The following is a 14,596-nucleotide window of genomic DNA, read 5'->3' as shown; positions in this document are numbered from 1 at the left end:
CCGAGACGCAACGGAAACCGTTATACGGGGCAGGTCCCCGTGTGTGGGTATGAGTGTCGAGCTACCGTTCGCCCCGGTCGACCAGATAATCCGGCGCAACGCGGGCGACCTCCGCGTGAGCGCCGGCGCGGCCGAGGCGCTCGCGCGTCGCGTACAGGAGCACGGCGCGACGCTGGCCGAGGACGCGGCCGAGCGGGCGACGGCGGACGGTCGGAAGACCCTGATGGCGGCGGATTTCGGCGTCGAACAGGTCGTCGACCGCGAGGACCTCACGCTCCCGGTCGCGCCGGTCGACCGCATCGCCCGGCTCCATATCGACGACCGCTACCGGGTCGGGATGGACGCCCGGATCGCGCTCGCCGACATCCTCGAGGACTACGCCGACAACGTCGCGAGCGCGGCCGCGACCCTGGCGCACCACGCCGACCGCCGGACGATCCAGGCGGAGGACATCGAGACGTACTTCGCGCTCTTCGAGTAGGATGCAGTTCGGCTACAACGAGGTCTGTCTCGACCACGATACCGGCGAACGACACCCCGAGACCGCCGACCGGCTCCGGGCGATCCGCCGCGGGCTCAACAAGCGGCACGGCGTCGAGTACGTCGACGCGCCGCCCGCGAGCCGCGCGGCCGTGGAGGCGGTCCACGACGAGGGATACGTCGGCGAGTTCGAGCGGTTCTGCGCGGACGGCGGCGGTAACTGGGACCCCGACACCGTCGCCTGCGGGGCGACGTGGGACGCCGCGCTCGCCTCGGCCGGGCTCTCGCAGTGGGCCGCAACCGCCGCGCTGGAGGGAGCCGACGGCCGGAAGACGCCGTTCGCGATCGGGCGACCGCCGGGACATCACGCGGTCGAGGAGGACGCGATGGGCTTCTGTTTCTTCAACAACGCGGCGGTCGCGGCCCAGACCGCACTCGACGACGACCTCGCCGAGCGCGTCGCGATCTTCGACTGGGACGTCCACCACGGAAACGGCACGCAGGACATCTTCTACGACCGCGGCGACGTGTTCTACGCCTCCGCTCACGAGGACGGGCTCTACCCCGGCACCGGCGCGGCCGACGAGACGGGCGAGGGCGACGGCGACGGAACGACGCTCAACGCGCCGCTTGCCGCCGGAGCGGGCGACGCGGACTACGCCCACGTGATCGAGGGGGCGCTCGCCCCCGCGCTCGACCGCTTCGACCCCGACCTCGTCATCGTCTCGGCGGGCTTCGACGCCCACAGACACGACCCCATCTCCCGGATGCGCGTCTCCTCGGAGGGATACGCGCTGATGACCGACCTGCTGCGCGACGTCGCGGACGCCTCGGACGCGGCGCTCGCGTTCGTGCTCGAAGGGGGCTACGGCCTCGACACGCTGTCGGAAGGCGTCGCGATGGTTCACGAGACGTTCGACGGGCGGTCCCCGGTCGCTCCCGACGGGGAGCCCGACGAGGCGACGATCGACCTCGTGGAGAGCCTCCGGACGCGGTTCGACCTGTAGGGTCCCTCAGGGCCGCGGATCGAAGTGCTCTCGCAGCGCGTCGCCGAACCCGTCCGCGAGCGCCGCCACGTCGTCGCCGACGAGCACCTCCCGCTCCTCGAGCGCGGTGGCGACGTGGACCCCGAGCCCGACGTCGAACACCGCCTCGCTTGCGAGGAACGCCGCGGCGGTCGTGAACTCTCGCTCCCGCTCCACGACGTAACGGTCGCCGTCGAGGAAGGGACCGTACGCGTCCGCGTCGTCGCCGTAGGCCGCGTAGAATCCCTCGGCGTGGTCGCGGACGTGGACCGGCGGCCCGCCGTGGGACTCGACGGTAGGTCGCTCCGCCACCGAGAGTTCGGCGAACAGCGCCGCGCGGTCGCCCTCCGCGTCGACCATCGCCCGCGAGCGGAGTGGCTCGAACCCCCGATCACCGAGTCCACCCACGATCCCCGAGAGCGATTTGCGGAGCTGCGGCCACAGCTGGTCGGGGACCAGGTCCGGCGCGTCGAAGACGACCGCGACGGGCGTCGTCCCGCGCCGGTCGATGTGCTCGCGCACGTCGGCGGGCGAAAGCGGGTCGCGTTCGGGCGGGAAGAACCGCTCCTCGGAGGGGTCCCGGAGCAACGCCCGGGCGTGGTGCTGGAGCCGGGCGACGTTCTCGGCGTCACAGACGGCGGCGACGTTGCGCTCGGGGTCGGTGGGGTCGATCACCACGAGCGGGTCGTCGAACGTCCGCTCGGCGTGGTCCTCGGGGTCGAGTTCGACCGGCGGGCGCCAGTCGGCGGCCGCCTCGACCAGCGGGACGAACCCCCCGTACTCCGCGACGAGCAACTCGGTGAGGTACCCCGAGAAGCCGCGCGTCCGGAGGTCGCTCCCGTAGGCGCCGACCCCCTTCAGGAACCGTTTGGCGAGGCGGACGCCGTCCGCGAGGTCGTCGTCGAGCCGCGCCTCCAGGTAGGCGTTGTGGAAGGGCGTGCGGTCGACCGCCGACTGGATGGCGGTCGCGTCGGCCACGTCGTAGCAGGGGACGAGATCCACGTCGAAGCCGCGGTACTCGCCTTTCACGTAGGGGTGTTCGGCGTACTCCTCGTGACCGTCCGGAAGGACGTGGTGGCCCACCTCCAGTCCGTAGGTCTCCAGCTCCTCGCGCGGGAGGTCCGGCGGGAAGCGCACGAAGAGGTCGATGTCGCGGTCGCCCGCGAGCCACGTCCCCCGCGCGGTCGAGCCCACCTGCACCACGTCCGCCTCGACCGGCAGGTCCGCGACCGCCTCCCGGGCGCGGTCGGACAGCGCCGCCGCGACCGACGCGAGCCGTTCCCGCTCCTCGGCGTCCGGAGTGACGCGCTCGCGGACCGACTCCAGCACCGCCGCGAGTTCCGCGTCGTCGGCCTCGCTCATGGGCCGGCTTCTCCGCGTCGGCGTGAAAGCGTGTCGGTCGTCGGGCTCCCGGTTCGATAACTGTACGCACGGTTCGTGGCGACGCGCGACGACGCCGTCGGGCGGAAACGAAAGCCCTATCAAAACGTCCGCGCTACGAATGGATGCGTGCCGAAGTAGCTCAGTTGGTAGAGCGCCTCGCTGTTAACGAGGCGGTCCCAGGTTCGAGTCCTGGCTTCGGCGTCTTCTTTCGATCTCACCCGGACAGTTCCGACCCTGTGTCTCCGGTCCGATACGCTAAAGGGACCGCTCCGGCTACCTCGGAGTGCGGGCCTTTAGCTTAGTCTGGCCGAAAGCCCCCCGCTCATAACGGGGTGAGCGCCGGTTCAAATCCGGCAGGGCCCATGCCTTCTCCAGTCGCTGCGCGTCCCGTCGCACGCCCGCTCCCCAGAAGGCTTATTGCCGGTACTCCACCTTCACCGGTAGAGATGGACCGCGAGCCACGGCCGACGAACGCGTGTGCGCCCTCCACCAGCCATGACCGGTGAGGACGCCCCCGGCGTCGACCGTCGGACGGTCCTCGGCGCGGTCGCGGGGCTCGGCGCCGCCTCGCTGTCGGGCTGTTCCGCGCTCGACCGCGGGGACGACGCCGAGACCACGCCCGCGGACGACGACCGCGCCCGCGAGCTCGCGGAGCGGTTCGCGCCGACGCTGTACTTCGACGCCCACGAACGCTGGTTCCCGACGGACCCGCGTCCCTACACGAGCGAGGAGGAGGGTGAGACGGTCGTGGACGGCTTCGACGCCTTCGACGGCTACCACGAGCGGTTCGACGGAAGCGCCGACGGCGAGGACGGCTCTCCGACCCCGCCGAACCCGACCGTCTTCTACCGCGCGGTCGAGTACGCGGACTCGCCGCTGTCGGTCGCCCAGTTCTGGTTCTACTCCGCGTTCGACCAGTTCACGACCAACTTCCACTGGCACGACTGGGAGGTGTTGCACGTCTTCGTCGACGACGAGGCCGACGAGCCGCAGCTGTTCGTCGCGAGTTCGCACTCCCGGAAGGTGCCGAACAACGAGTTCCTCGACCCGGAGCCGGACGCTGTCCCCCGGATCCTCCCCGAGTTGGGGTCACACTCCAGCACGCTCTCGATCAACGACGTGCCGGACCGGTTCCAGCGCCTGCCGGACGGCGACCTCCTCGCGGACGTCACGAACACCGCCATCGAGGGGATCGAGGACCTCTCGGAGGTCCCGCTCGCGTACGGGCTCCCCCGGGACGAGGGATGGCGGCTCCCCTACGTCGTCCCCGAGTACGAGGGCGCGCCGCTCCACGAACACGAACGGCTCCCGTCCGTCACCCGGGAGTCGCTGGTCGACGAGGCGCTCACCGTGCGCTCGCTCGACGCGCTGCAGTCGCCGCCGACCGACCTCCCCACGCGCGAGACGGGGCTGGTGTTCCGCCCCGCGGCGAGTGAGGGAGCCGGCGGAAGGAGCGACGCCGCGGGCTCCGAGGCCGACCTGGAAACGGACGTTGCCTACGACCTCGTCCCGACGAGCGAGATCGAGCACATCGCCGCCTTCACCGGTCCGCAACTGAGCTTCGAGTTCTCGGTCCCGGAGGCGGTCGAGGACGCGGTCGCCGGCCACATCACGACGACCGGCGTACCGTGGGACCAGCCCCGCTACGAGAACCCCGCGGCGGACATCACCGCCCGCAACCACCGGGCCGAGCTGGCCGACCGCTACGACGCCGTCGGCGAGGCGGGCGGGCTCAACGCGGTCGTCACGCGGGTCACCGAGGCGGTCACGAACGAGGACGCGCCCGACGGCGAGGGGCTGACCACGGTCGCCGGCGGCGTGGAGTCGGTCGTCCTGCTGGAGAGCGACCCCGAGGCCGTCCCGACGTTCGGCGGCGTCGCGGCCGTGCAGGACGTGGCCGCGGGCGAGCACCGCCTCACCGTCAACGGCGCCGGCCGCGCCCCGCACAGCGAGCGCGTGACGGTCGCGGACGAGGACGACGCGCCCACGGTCGCCGGCGTCGCCGGCGAGGTCCCGCTGGTCGCCCGCGAGAACGCGACGAAGCTGACGGTCGGCGGGGACGCCGGGAGCGACGACGGGGGAGCGGAGACGGCGACCGACGAAACGGCGACCGACGGAACGGCGACCGAAGCGACCGCGACGGAAGGAACGGCAACCGAGGAGACGGAGGGGGCGGAGAGCGCCTCGGGGGCGGCCGCGTCCCTCGCCGCGGTTGCGGTCGAGGACGACTTCGCCGGCCGGATCTACGACTCGCCCGCCGCGGGGAGCGACGCGCTCTACGTCCACGCGGGCGGCGCGTACACGACCGAGGTCCGCGACGTCGACGACGCGGTGGGGGCGTACCGCGTCAACCCCGACCCCGACTCGGAGGACGGAGTCAGCATCGACCGACCAGAGACCGGGAAGGCGCCGCTGGCGGCGTTCCTCGCCGACATCGCCGCGGAGACGCGGGCGGAGGTCGCGGCGCTGGTCGACGAGGACGGCGACGAGGATGACGACGACAACGGAACCGGTGGCACGGCCGGCGGCTCCGGGAACGCGGTGCAGGGGCTCGCTCGCGCGTTTCAGGCCGTGGTCGACGCGGCGGAGAAGGCGGCCGAGCGAGCGCAGGCGGGCGACCGCGGCGGCACGGACCGCCAGCTGGAGGTCGTCGCGGAGCGGCTTCAGCGGGCCGGCGACAGGCTCGCGGAGGCGAGCGACGACGTGCCGGACCCCTTGTCGCGGGCGGCCGAGCGCCGACTCGAACAGGCGGACCGGCGGGCGACGCAGGCGCGGGAGTCCGAGAAGCTCTGAGCCGGGCCAGGGCGGTCCGAGCCGGCCGGCCCTCAGAACCGGTCCGCGAGCTCGCCGCGCAGGTCGTCGAGGTCCACGTCCTTCATCGCGAGCAGCACCAGCAGGTGGTAGACCAGGTCCGCGCTCTCGGCGGTCAGCTCCTCGCGGTCGTCGTCCTTCGCGGCGAGGATTGTCTCGGTCGCCTCCTCGCCGATCTTCTCGAGCACCTCGTTTTCGCCCTTCTCGTGGGTGAACAGCGAGGCGGTGTACGACCCCTCGGGGAGTTCGCGCTTCCGGGCCTCGATGGTCGCGAACAGGTCATCGAGCACGGCGTCGGGGAGCTGCTCGGCCGCGTCCTCGGCGACCGTGGTTCCATCGTCGGCCCCCGGCTCCGGGTCGCTCACGCCTCCACCTCCGCGTGCTCGTCCGGGAAGAAGGCGAGCTCGTGGATCCGGTCGTCGCCCGTCAGTTCGGGGTGGAAGGAGGTACCGACGATCGGTCCCTGCCGGACCAGCACCGGTCGGTCCTCGACGGTCGCGAGCGTCGTCACGTCGTCGCCCACCTCGTCGATCAGCGGCGCGCGGATGAACACCGCGGGGAACGGCTCGTCGAGACCCGCCACGTCGATACGCGCCTCGAAGGAGTCCTTCTGTCGGCCGAACGCGTTGCGGTCGACGGTCACGTCGAGCAGGCCCAGGGGGTCGACCCGCTCGTCCTTCGCGTCCCGGGAGCAGACGATCAGGCCGGCACAGGTCGCCAGGACGGGCTTGTCGGCCGCGACGTGGTCGCGGATCTCCGGCGCGATCCCCTCGCGGTGGATCAGCCGGGAGATGGTGGTCGACTCGCCGCCCGGCATGCACAGCACGTCGCAGTCCGGGACGAGCCCCGCGGCCCGGATCTCCACGACCTCCGCCTCCTCGCCGTGCGCGGCGGCCGCGTGCCGGATCGCGTCGGCGTGCTCGCTCACGTCGCCCTGCACGGCGATGACGCCTGCCTTCATGTGCGAACGTGCGGCGGGGACGTGCAAAAAGGGCGCGCTCGCTGGCGGCGCTCACGGGAGACGCTCACGGGGAACGATCACGAGGGCCGCTCGACGACCCGGCGGCTCGCGAGGGGTCGCGGCCGCGTCGAAAAGGGAAGACTCAGACCGCCAGCGAGACGATCTGGACGAAGACGCCGAAGAGGACGGCGAACGCCAGCACCGTCTTGGGGTCGATCCTGATGGCGTTGCGGTCCTCGGACTCGAAGTAGCGGACGAGGCCCGCACTGGACATCAGGCCGCCGGAGTTCTGACCACTGCTCATACACGGCTCTGCGCCGCGCATCCGCCTAAACGTTTCGTCTCCGTCGAGTCGCGGCCGCCGCGGGCGGGGCCCTCGGCCGCTCGTGCAGGGGTCGTGGACGGGTGGGAAACCCTTATGCGCGCGCCGCGGTTACCCGTGTTCGCACAATGACCGTTCGACTCCTGGACTTCTACGCCGACTGGTGTGGCCCGTGTAAGACGCAGGACCCGATCCTCGAGGAGATCGTCGAGGAGCGCGGGGACGCCTTCGAACTGCAGAAGGTGAACGTCGACGAGGAGCAGGACGTCGCCAACCAGTACTCGGTCCGCTCGCTGCCGACGCTGATCGTCGAGAACGACGACGGCGTCGTCGACCGCTTCGTCGGCGTCACCCAGAAGGAAGACATCGACGCGGCGCTGAGCGAAGCCGGCGCCTGAAGTCGGTTTTTCGGCCCGTCTCGCCGGACTCGTCTCGCAAGCTTTTACAGCGCCCGCGCACTCTCACTCCACATGGCCAGTTTCGACGCCGCGGAACGACGCAACCTCGACCGACAGATCTGCATGCGCTGTAACGCCCGCAACGCCTCCGAGGCGAACCGCTGCCGCAAGTGCGGCTACACGAAGCTTCGCCCGAAGGCGAAGGAACGCCGCGCGGCGTAATCGGGCGACCGCGGCCGCGATTCTCCCGACACCGAACCTCGCCAGCGACCGCGTCGAGGCGACCGCTATCGACCGCTACTCCTCGGGGTACTTCGGCTCCCGACGCGCCGCGCGCTCGCGGGCTCGGGCGATGACCTCGCGGACCGTGTCGCCGCCCTCGCTCTCGCGGTAGGGGTCGCCGTGGCCCGGATACATCGCCGTCACCGACTCCGGAAGCCGGTCGAGGATCTCGTCGAGGCTCTCGATGAGGCGCTCCCGGGACTGGCCCGCCATGTCGGTGCGGCCGAAGGAGCCGTCGTCGAACGCGCCGTCGTTGTACACGACCACGTCGCCGCTGTAGACCCGTCTCTCGCCGAGGAACGCGACGTGGTCGGTGGCGTGGCCCGGCGTGTAGACGACCTCGCAGGCCTCGTCGCCGATCAGGACCTCGTCGCCGTCGTCGAGCGCGACGTCGCGGCGCGGATGGTCGCCGTAGGCGTACAGGTCGGCGTCGAACGCGTCGAGCACCGCGTCGAGTTCCCCGACGTGGTCGCCGTGCTGGTGGGTCAACACGACGCGGTCGAGGTCGGCGACGTGGTCGGCGACGACCGCCTCGACGCCCGGCATCGTTCCGGCGTCGACGAGCGTGGTTGCCTCGCCCTCGGCGAGGTACGCGTTGCAGGTGAACGCCTCGGCGTCCGCGGTGACGTTTCGCGGTTCCATGTCGCGTCTTTGGCGCGGCCGTCGTAAAAGTGGACGCGGTCGTGGGGGCGCAGTCGTGAAGGCGCGGTCGTGGGGGCGCAGTCGTGAAGCGCGGTCGTGGGGACGCAGTCGTGAAGCGCGGTCGTGGGGGCGCAGTCGTGAAGGCGCGGTCGTGGGGGCGCAGTCGTGAAGCGCGGTCGTGGGGACGCAGTCGTGAAGCGCGGTCGTGAGGGCGCAGTCGTGGGGCGCGGTCGTGGGGCGTGTTCACATCGTCCCGGGGGTTTTTCCGTGCTGATCGTCTATACGCAAGTGTATGGGCTTTGGGAGCTACGATGAATCCGAACAGGAGAACCAGGACCTCGACGCCGACTTCGAGAACGACGACGGCGTCCGAACGTCTCAGGCCTCCCACGAGGGAGACATCAACTTCGAGAACGGCGCCTCGAACGACGAACTCCTCGACAGACTGGCGGACATCAAGTCGGACGAATAGGTGAAACCGGGTAGCCGCTCGCTCGGGGTCGCCTTCCGCGACGCCGACGAGCGGAGCCGCATCGCGGGCGCCGTCGTCCGTGCCGACGGCGTCCTCGACGGACTCGCCTACGGCGGGTGCTCCGTGGGCGGTCGCGACGCGACCGCGAGCGTCGCCGCGCTTTTCGACAGACTCGACCGCGAGGACGTTCACCGAGTCCTCTGTGCGGGCGTCGCGCCCGCGTGGTTCAACCTGATCGACCTCGAGGCGCTTCACGAGACCGTGGACCGCCCGGTTCTCTCGGTCTCCTTCGAGGAGAGCGAGGGGCTGGCGGGGGCGCTCCGCGAACAGTTCTCCGGTGACGCGCTCGAGGACCGACTGGCGGTCTACCGGTCGCTGCCGCCGCGGCGGGCGGTCGCGGTCGGCGACCGGACGCTGTACGTCCGCGCCGTCGGACTGGCCGACGCGGACGCGGCTGCGGTCGTCCGCGAACTGACGCGGGAGGGGCGCCGACCCGAACCGGTGCGGGCCGCCCGCATCGCCGCCCGGGCGTACCACGACGCGCCGGAGCGGTGACGTCCACCGGCGGCGGCCGCGCTCCCGAACCAACCCCGTTTTTGAGGCTCGGCCGCGCTCGGTCGAACATGAGCGACGACGCCCCCGCCCGAGGCCTCGACGACGACCTCTGCGTGCGCGAGTGCGAGCGCTGCCCAGCGCTCGTCGACTCCCGGAGCCGCATCGTCAACGGCGTCGGACCGACCGACGCGGCCCTGCTGTTCGTCGGCGAGGGGCCGGGCGCCACGGAGGACGAGGAAGGGGAGCCGTTCGTCGGCCGCTCCGGCGACGTGCTCGACGAGGCGCTCCGCGAGGCGGGGCTGGCGCGCGCGGACGTGCGGATCACCAACTGCGTCCGGTGCCGCCCGCCGGAGAATCGCGACCCGCGGAGCGAGGAGCTCGCGAACTGCCGGGGCTACCTCACCGAGGAGATCGACCGCGTCGACCCCGAGCTGATCGTTCCGCTCGGAAAGGTGCCGAGCGAGCATCTGCTCGACCGCGACGTGGCGATCACCTCGACGGCCGGCTCGGTCGTCGAGGCGCGCGTCGGCGGCGCGGCGCGGCGCGTCCTGCTGTGCGTCCACCCCGCGGCGACGCTGTACGACCGGAGCCAGCGCGAGGGGTTCTTCGAGGCGGTCGCGGAGGCGGCCGACCTCGCCGGCGCGACCGAAGGGACCGGCGGGCAGTCGCGACTGGGTGACTACTGATCCCGAGCCGTCGATCAAAAACGGCGGTTCCCGATCCGCCGACCGAAAGCCGCGGCTCCCGATCCGCCGACCGAAAGCCGCGGCTCCCGATCCGCCGACCGAAAAGATCTTTATAAACAGCACGCGGCCGCTCCGTCCCGTTTGATCGTCGGTCGAGGGAGTATTGAGACGTACGTTCGGCTCCGCTACAAACATAGAAAAGACTAAAAATGGTGCGTCGCTCTCAACACCCATGTCCGACAACAGGTGGTCGGCGAATCGGCGCACGTTCCTCAAGACGACTGGCGTTGCCGGAGCCGTTGGGCTGGCGGGCTGTACCGGCGGCGACGACGGGTCCTCCGGCGGGACCGAGGACGGCTCGGGTGGCGGGACCGAATCCGGCGGGACGACCGGCGAGGTCGCGGACACGCCCACCGCGCAGTTCATCCTCAACCCGGCCGAGGCGGACGTCGAGATCGAACAGCAGTACCAGCCGATGTTCGAGTACCTCGAGTCCGAGGTCGACGTGGAGATCGAGTCGGAGCGCGCGGCCAGCTACACCGCGACGCTTCAGTCGATGCGCAACGACCAGGGCGAGATCGCGGACATCTCCCCCTCGGCCGTCATCGCGGGCGAAGGCGTCGTCGACGTGGTCGGCATCCGCATCGCGTACGGTGCGGCCCAGTACTTCTCGACGATCACCACGACGCCGGACAGCGGCATCGGCGGACTCGCTGACCTCGAGGGCGAACAGATCAACTTCGGCGACATCCTCTCGGTCTCCGGGACGCTCGTGCCGCTGACGATACTGCAAGACGCCGGCCTCGACGTCGGGACCGCACCGGACGGGGACGCGGAAGACTTCGAAGCCGCCTACTCGGATCACACCACCTCCCGCACCCAGATGGTCAATCGCGAGGACGTGGCGGCCGCGTGTACGGGCGCGTTCTCCTCGGCGCCCTACGTCCCGCAGGAACAGTTCGAGGAGATGTCCCAGGACTTCGTCGACATCTCCGCGGAGTACAGCGGTGCCGGCGACGCGATCGAGGAGGAGGGCGTCGAGCTCGAACTCCTCGCCGTCTCCGACCCCATCCCGCGTGCGCCGCTCGTGACCCGGAGCAACTGGGATAGCCCGGTCAAAGCCGAGATCGAGGAGGCGATCCTCAACGTGACCGAGGAGGACCTCAGCCACGGCGAGGACTACGAGGGCGAGCCGCTATGGTTCACCGGCGTCGAGGACGGGTCCATCGAGGACTACGAGATGATCCGGACCGTGATGGACGAACTCGGTCTCGAGTTCGAAGACCTTTCCTAACCCCTCGATTAACCCCTCTTACACCCTACATGAGTCGTATTACAGTCGACGGTCTCACCAAACATTACGGTGAAACTGTCGCGTTGAACGACGTCTCTTTCGAGATCCCGTCCGGCGAGTTCGTGATCGTCCTCGGCGTCTCGGGATCGGGAAAGTCGACCCTGCTGCGGTGTATGAACGGGTTGACCCCGATCACCAGCGGCGAGGTACGCATCGACGGAACACCGGTCACGCAGCCCCGTAACGACACGGCGATGATCTTCCAGCAGCACAACATCATCGGGCAGCTCAGCGCGTACGGTAACGCGTTGACCGGCGCGCTCAACCGAAACGGGTTCCTCCAGAGCCTCCTCCAGTTCCAGCCGAAGGCCGACAAGTATCAGGCGCTCCAGGCGCTCGAGACCGTCGGCCTGCTCGACGAGGCGCGTCAGCGCGCCAGTCAGATGTCCGGCGGACAGCAGCAGCGCGTCGGCATCGCCCGCGCGCTCGTTCAGAACCCGGACATCATGCTGGCCGACGAGCCGGTCGCGAGCCTCGACCCGGGAAGCGCCCAGCAAGTGATGGGCTACCTCCGGACCGCGGCCGAGCGCCGCGGGCTCACCTCCGTCAGTAGCCTCCACCAGGTGAACCTCGCCCGGAAGTTCGGCGAGCGATTCATCGGACTCCGCGACGGCGAGAAGGTGTTCGACGGCTACCGCGACGAGGTGACGATGGACGTGATCGACGAGATCTACGGCGACATCGACACCGAGGGCATGTTCGCGGAGACGGACGAGGACACGGAATCGGAGGCGACAGCATGAGCGGCGAGAGCGCGGCCGACGCGGCCGACGACCCGACCGATCCCGAGGACATCGACGCGAGCGACGTCAGCGGCGCCGTCACGGAGCAGTACGAGCGGATCGTCCGCGCACGCAAGGTGCGGGCGCTGCTGGCCGGCCTCCTGATCCTCGTGGTCGGCTACTTCTTCGCGAACGCGCTGTACGCCGTCGAGCTGTTGCAGGCGAACCTTCCCCAGTACTTCGGCACCTTCCTCGAGGCGCTGCAGGACTTCTTCCCCTTCCTCGTCAGCGTCGAGGGGTTCCCGTGGATCACGTTCAATCCCGGCGGGTTCCTGGAGTACTGGGCGTTCATCCAGGAGCGCAACCTCATCTACAACCCGGAGGCGTCGCTGACCGACCCCAGCACGGGCGGTCCGCTGGCGCTGTTCGGTGAGGCCGGCATCACGCTCTCGATGGGCTTTGCCGGCACGATCATGGGCTTCCCGCTCGCGCTGCTGTTCGGCATCCTCGGCTCCGGCCGCGTGACGCCGTTCCCGTTCAACTTCATCTTCCGCGGCGTGATGTCCTCGATCCGCGCCATCCCGGCGCTGGTGTGGGCGCTCATCTACGTCCCCCTCGGCGGGATCGGCCCGACGACCGCGACGCTGGCCATCGCCACGGACACGATCGGGAACCTCGGTCGCCTGTTCACCGACGAACTGGAGGAGATCGAGGACGGTCCCATCGAGGCGATGCGCACCACGGGCGCGAACAAGCCGCAGATCATCGTCTTCGGGATGCTCTCGCAGGTGACGACGCCCTTCATCGCGTGGACGCTGTACATCTTCGAGATCAACGTCCGGATCGCCGTCTCGCTCGGGATCATCGGCGGCGGCGGACTCGGACAGGTACTCAACGTCCAGCAGGGGCTGTTCGCGTTCACCAACATGATGGCGACCATCCTCGTCATCCTCGTGTTGATCATCTCCGTCGAGATGTTCTCCCAGCGGCTCCGGTCCCGCCTCCGCGGCGAGGACGAGACGCAGGGGTTCATCGACCTACTGCTCGGCTTCCCGCAGCGGATGGCCGAGTCGCTGCTCAAGTAGGTCGCCGCGGTCACGTTTTCTACCTCCTTGCGCCTGGTCGGCGAGTCCCGACGCCCCGCCGACTGCCCGAAGGGAAACCGCTTTTTCCCCGCTCGCCCGAGTATCGGTATGAGCATCCCCGAGCCTCCCGCGGAGGCGCTCGCGGACGTGGTCGTGGTCGACTACGGCCTCGGCAACCTCCGGAGCGTCACCCGCGGGCTGGAGCGCGCCGGCGCGAGCGTGGAGATAACCGACGACGTCGACGCCTTCGCGGCCGCGGACGGCGTCGTCCTCCCCGGCGTGGGCGCGTTCCGCGAGGGGATGGAGAACGCCGGCCCCTACCGCGAGGCGCTCGTCGAACACGCCGAGGCCGGCCGCCCCCTGTTCGGCATCTGTCTCGGCATGCAGATGCTGCTCACCTCCAGCGAGGAGGCCGACCGGGAGGGGCAGGGCGACGTGGAGGGGTTAGACCTCATTCCGGGCACCAACCGCCGCTTCGAGGTGGACGAGAAGGTGCCCCACATGGGCTGGAACGAGCTCCGCGTCGAGCGCGAACACCCCCTCGTCGCGGGCGTCGACGGCGAGCACGCCTACTTCGTCCACTCCTACTACGCGGACCCCGCGGCCGACGACGCGGTGGTCGCCGCGACGGACTACGGCGTCCGCTTCCCGGCGGTCGTCGCCAACGAGACGGGCAACGTGTTCGGGACGCAGTTCCACCCCGAGAAGAGCGGCGAGACGGGGCTGCAGATTCTGCGGAACTTCGTCGAGTACTGCGCGGAGCAGTAGGGTTCGACGAATCGGGGCGGCGAGCGCGGCCCGTCAGGCGCCGGACCCGGCGTCGCCCGTCTCCGCGATGCGGCGCTCGTACTTCTCCATCGACTCCGCGAGCGCCGCGTCAGCGTCCACGTCCGCGGCCGCCGCGACCGACAGCAGCGCGAACAGCGCGTCCCCGACCTCGTCGCTGGCGAGGTCGACCCCGTCCGGCGCCGCGCCGTAGTCGGTCGAGACGGTCGCCTCCTTCGCGAGCTCCCCGACCTCCGACTGGAGGTCGAGCAGGCGGTAGGCGAGCGGCGCGTCGAGGTCGTGCTCGTCGAGAAACGCGGCGACGCGGTCTTGCTGATCCATGTCTCCGAGCGTGTGAGCCGGGAGTGATGAATGTTCGGTGCTGACTGATTCCGATACTGAGTGTTGCAGACCGATTCAGACACATCGCTTTTCTGAGACTCGCGGCGGTGCGGTGCAGTCGCGGAGCGTTGCGGTTGCGGTTGCGGTGCCGTACTGTCGGCGCGCGCCGCGGCGCCCCTGTGGCGCCGCGACCGCGCGAGGGAGGCGGCGGCGCGGCCGCCTGCTGTGCGGTGTCGCGGCCGCGCCGCCGCCGAGGTTGGGGAGGTGCGAGGCTGCTGTGCGGGGCGGTTGCGGTGCGGTGGGTGGGACTG

General features: G+C 70.3%; 18 protein-coding genes and 2 tRNA genes. 14 read left to right on the top strand and 6 right to left on the bottom strand.

The window, feature by feature from the left end; translation table 11 throughout:
* Window positions 1-49 precede the first annotated feature (49 nt).
* Window positions 50-481, top strand: a complete 432-nt coding sequence (locus ACZ432_RS09030) for a histone (protein WP_426962619.1) — start codon at window positions 50-52, stop codon at window positions 479-481.
* 1 nt (window position 482) lies between these two features.
* Window positions 483-1,487: a histone deacetylase family protein gene (locus tag ACZ432_RS09025; protein WP_426962620.1), complete on the top strand. Its 1,005-nt coding sequence runs from the start codon at window positions 483-485 to the stop codon at window positions 1,485-1,487.
* A gap of 6 nt (window positions 1,488-1,493) precedes the next feature.
* Here the strand turns inward: ACZ432_RS09025 and cca are convergent, their stop codons facing one another.
* A complete protein-coding gene (cca, locus tag ACZ432_RS09020) occupies window positions 1,494-2,867 on the bottom strand; it encodes a CCA tRNA nucleotidyltransferase (protein WP_426962621.1) in 1,374 nt (457 codons plus the stop codon).
* Between the two features lie 149 nt (window positions 2,868-3,016).
* On the opposite strand from cca, the gene ACZ432_RS09015 reads away from it, so the two are divergent.
* From ACZ432_RS09015 to ACZ432_RS09005, 3 genes are all read left to right on the top strand, one after another.
* A tRNA-Asn gene (locus ACZ432_RS09015) sits at window positions 3,017-3,089 on the top strand.
* A gap of 86 nt (window positions 3,090-3,175) precedes the next feature.
* Window positions 3,176-3,251: transfer RNA gene (locus ACZ432_RS09010), tRNA-Ile, on the top strand.
* Between the two features lie 132 nt (window positions 3,252-3,383).
* Window positions 3,384-5,681: a hypothetical protein gene (locus tag ACZ432_RS09005; RefSeq protein WP_426962622.1), complete on the top strand. Its 2,298-nt coding sequence runs from the start codon at window positions 3,384-3,386 to the stop codon at window positions 5,679-5,681.
* 32 nt (window positions 5,682-5,713) lie between these two features.
* On the opposite strand, the gene hisE is transcribed toward ACZ432_RS09005, so the two are convergent.
* The 3 genes from hisE to ACZ432_RS08990 form a co-directional block, all read right to left on the bottom strand.
* Complete coding sequence (hisE, locus tag ACZ432_RS09000; RefSeq protein WP_426962623.1) at window positions 5,714-6,064, bottom strand: phosphoribosyl-ATP diphosphatase; 351 nt, start codon at window positions 6,062-6,064, stop codon at window positions 5,714-5,716.
* On the bottom strand, window positions 6,061-6,660 hold the full coding sequence (gene pdxT, locus ACZ432_RS08995; protein ID WP_426962624.1) for a pyridoxal 5'-phosphate synthase glutaminase subunit PdxT: 600 nt from the start codon (window positions 6,658-6,660) through the stop codon (window positions 6,061-6,063). The genes hisE and pdxT overlap by 4 nt, the downstream gene beginning before the upstream one ends.
* 142 nt (window positions 6,661-6,802) lie before the next feature.
* Complete coding sequence (locus ACZ432_RS08990) at window positions 6,803-6,964, bottom strand: preprotein translocase subunit Sec61beta (RefSeq protein WP_058366464.1); 162 nt, start codon at window positions 6,962-6,964, stop codon at window positions 6,803-6,805.
* Between the two features lie 146 nt (window positions 6,965-7,110).
* Here ACZ432_RS08990 and trxA point away from each other — a divergent pair, with 146 nt between their 5' ends.
* Window positions 7,111-7,380: a thioredoxin gene (trxA, locus tag ACZ432_RS08985; RefSeq protein WP_058366463.1), complete on the top strand. Its 270-nt coding sequence runs from the start codon at window positions 7,111-7,113 to the stop codon at window positions 7,378-7,380.
* Between the two features lie 72 nt (window positions 7,381-7,452).
* Window positions 7,453-7,602: a 50S ribosomal protein L40e gene (locus tag ACZ432_RS08980; protein ID WP_058366462.1), complete on the top strand. Its 150-nt coding sequence runs from the start codon at window positions 7,453-7,455 to the stop codon at window positions 7,600-7,602.
* Window positions 7,603-7,677: 75 nt separating this feature from the next.
* Here the strand turns inward: ACZ432_RS08980 and ACZ432_RS08975 are convergent, their stop codons facing one another.
* Window positions 7,678-8,304, bottom strand: coding sequence for an MBL fold metallo-hydrolase (locus tag ACZ432_RS08975; protein ID WP_426962625.1), 627 nt, complete (start codon window positions 8,302-8,304; stop codon window positions 7,678-7,680).
* Between the two features lie 292 nt (window positions 8,305-8,596).
* Between ACZ432_RS08975 and ACZ432_RS08970 the strand changes: the two genes are divergently transcribed.
* The 7 genes from ACZ432_RS08970 to hisH all read left to right on the top strand — a co-directional run bounded on the left by ACZ432_RS08970 (window position 8,597) and on the right by hisH (window position 13,946).
* The gene (locus ACZ432_RS08970; protein ID WP_426962626.1) at window positions 8,597-8,776 is read left to right on the top strand and encodes a DUF5786 family protein; all 180 of its coding nucleotides are present in this window, start codon (window positions 8,597-8,599) and stop codon (window positions 8,774-8,776) included.
* Window positions 8,777-9,331 carry an endonuclease dU gene (locus ACZ432_RS08965; protein WP_426962627.1) on the top strand — a complete coding sequence of 185 codons (555 nt, stop codon included), beginning with the start codon at window positions 8,777-8,779 and terminating at the stop codon, window positions 9,329-9,331. It begins immediately after the preceding gene.
* Window positions 9,332-9,399: 68 nt separating this feature from the next.
* Window positions 9,400-10,017, top strand: coding sequence for a uracil-DNA glycosylase (locus ACZ432_RS08960; protein WP_426962628.1), 618 nt, complete (start codon window positions 9,400-9,402; stop codon window positions 10,015-10,017).
* A gap of 232 nt (window positions 10,018-10,249) precedes the next feature.
* On the top strand, window positions 10,250-11,311 hold the full coding sequence (locus ACZ432_RS08955; RefSeq protein WP_426962629.1) for a substrate-binding domain-containing protein: 1,062 nt from the start codon (window positions 10,250-10,252) through the stop codon (window positions 11,309-11,311).
* A 29-nt stretch (window positions 11,312-11,340) separates the two neighbouring features.
* Window positions 11,341-12,114: a phosphonate ABC transporter ATP-binding protein gene (gene phnC / locus ACZ432_RS08950; protein WP_426962630.1), complete on the top strand. Its 774-nt coding sequence runs from the start codon at window positions 11,341-11,343 to the stop codon at window positions 12,112-12,114.
* Window positions 12,111-13,178 carry a phosphonate ABC transporter, permease protein PhnE gene (phnE, locus tag ACZ432_RS08945; RefSeq protein WP_426962631.1) on the top strand — a complete coding sequence of 356 codons (1,068 nt, stop codon included), beginning with the start codon at window positions 12,111-12,113 and terminating at the stop codon, window positions 13,176-13,178. Before phnC ends, phnE begins: the two co-directional genes overlap by 4 nt.
* Window positions 13,179-13,286: 108 nt before the next feature.
* Complete coding sequence (gene hisH / locus ACZ432_RS08940; RefSeq protein ID WP_426962632.1) at window positions 13,287-13,946, top strand: imidazole glycerol phosphate synthase subunit HisH; 660 nt, start codon at window positions 13,287-13,289, stop codon at window positions 13,944-13,946.
* A 33-nt stretch (window positions 13,947-13,979) separates the two neighbouring features.
* Here hisH and ACZ432_RS08935 read toward each other — a convergent pair whose 3' ends face one another.
* The gene (locus ACZ432_RS08935; RefSeq protein WP_426962633.1) at window positions 13,980-14,285 is read right to left on the bottom strand and encodes a MazG-like family protein; all 306 of its coding nucleotides are present in this window, start codon (window positions 14,283-14,285) and stop codon (window positions 13,980-13,982) included.
* Between the last annotated feature and the right edge of the window lie 311 nt (window positions 14,286-14,596).

The sequence above is a fragment of the Haloparvum alkalitolerans genome, assembly GCF_055381565.1.
This window is presented reverse-complemented; position numbering and strand designations above follow the sequence as displayed.

Excerpts from the sequence above, each read along its gene's own strand:
- ACZ432_RS09030 (WP_426962619.1), top strand. The coding sequence starts at position 50 with ATGAGTGTCGAGCTACCGTTCGCCCCGGTCGACCAGATAATCCGGCGC.
- ACZ432_RS09025 (WP_426962620.1), top strand. The coding sequence starts at position 483 with ATGCAGTTCGGCTACAACGAGGTCTGTCTCGACCACGATACCGGCGAA.
- cca (WP_426962621.1), bottom strand. The coding sequence starts at position 2,867 with ATGAGCGAGGCCGACGACGCGGAACTCGCGGCGGTGCTGGAGTCGGTC.
- ACZ432_RS09005 (WP_426962622.1), top strand. The coding sequence starts at position 3,384 with ATGACCGGTGAGGACGCCCCCGGCGTCGACCGTCGGACGGTCCTCGGC.
- pdxT (WP_426962624.1), bottom strand. The coding sequence starts at position 6,660 with ATGAAGGCAGGCGTCATCGCCGTGCAGGGCGACGTGAGCGAGCACGCC.
- ACZ432_RS08990 (WP_058366464.1), bottom strand. The coding sequence starts at position 6,964 with ATGAGCAGTGGTCAGAACTCCGGCGGCCTGATGTCCAGTGCGGGCCTC.
- trxA (WP_058366463.1), top strand. The coding sequence starts at position 7,111 with ATGACCGTTCGACTCCTGGACTTCTACGCCGACTGGTGTGGCCCGTGT.
- ACZ432_RS08980 (WP_058366462.1), top strand. The coding sequence starts at position 7,453 with ATGGCCAGTTTCGACGCCGCGGAACGACGCAACCTCGACCGACAGATC.
- ACZ432_RS08975 (WP_426962625.1), bottom strand. The coding sequence starts at position 8,304 with ATGGAACCGCGAAACGTCACCGCGGACGCCGAGGCGTTCACCTGCAAC.
- ACZ432_RS08970 (WP_426962626.1), top strand. The coding sequence starts at position 8,597 with ATGGGCTTTGGGAGCTACGATGAATCCGAACAGGAGAACCAGGACCTC.
- ACZ432_RS08960 (WP_426962628.1), top strand. The coding sequence starts at position 9,400 with ATGAGCGACGACGCCCCCGCCCGAGGCCTCGACGACGACCTCTGCGTG.
- ACZ432_RS08955 (WP_426962629.1), top strand. The coding sequence starts at position 10,250 with ATGTCCGACAACAGGTGGTCGGCGAATCGGCGCACGTTCCTCAAGACG.
- phnC (WP_426962630.1), top strand. The coding sequence starts at position 11,341 with ATGAGTCGTATTACAGTCGACGGTCTCACCAAACATTACGGTGAAACT.
- phnE (WP_426962631.1), top strand. The coding sequence starts at position 12,111 with ATGAGCGGCGAGAGCGCGGCCGACGCGGCCGACGACCCGACCGATCCC.
- hisH (WP_426962632.1), top strand. The coding sequence starts at position 13,287 with ATGAGCATCCCCGAGCCTCCCGCGGAGGCGCTCGCGGACGTGGTCGTG.
- ACZ432_RS08935 (WP_426962633.1), bottom strand. The coding sequence starts at position 14,285 with ATGGATCAGCAAGACCGCGTCGCCGCGTTTCTCGACGAGCACGACCTC.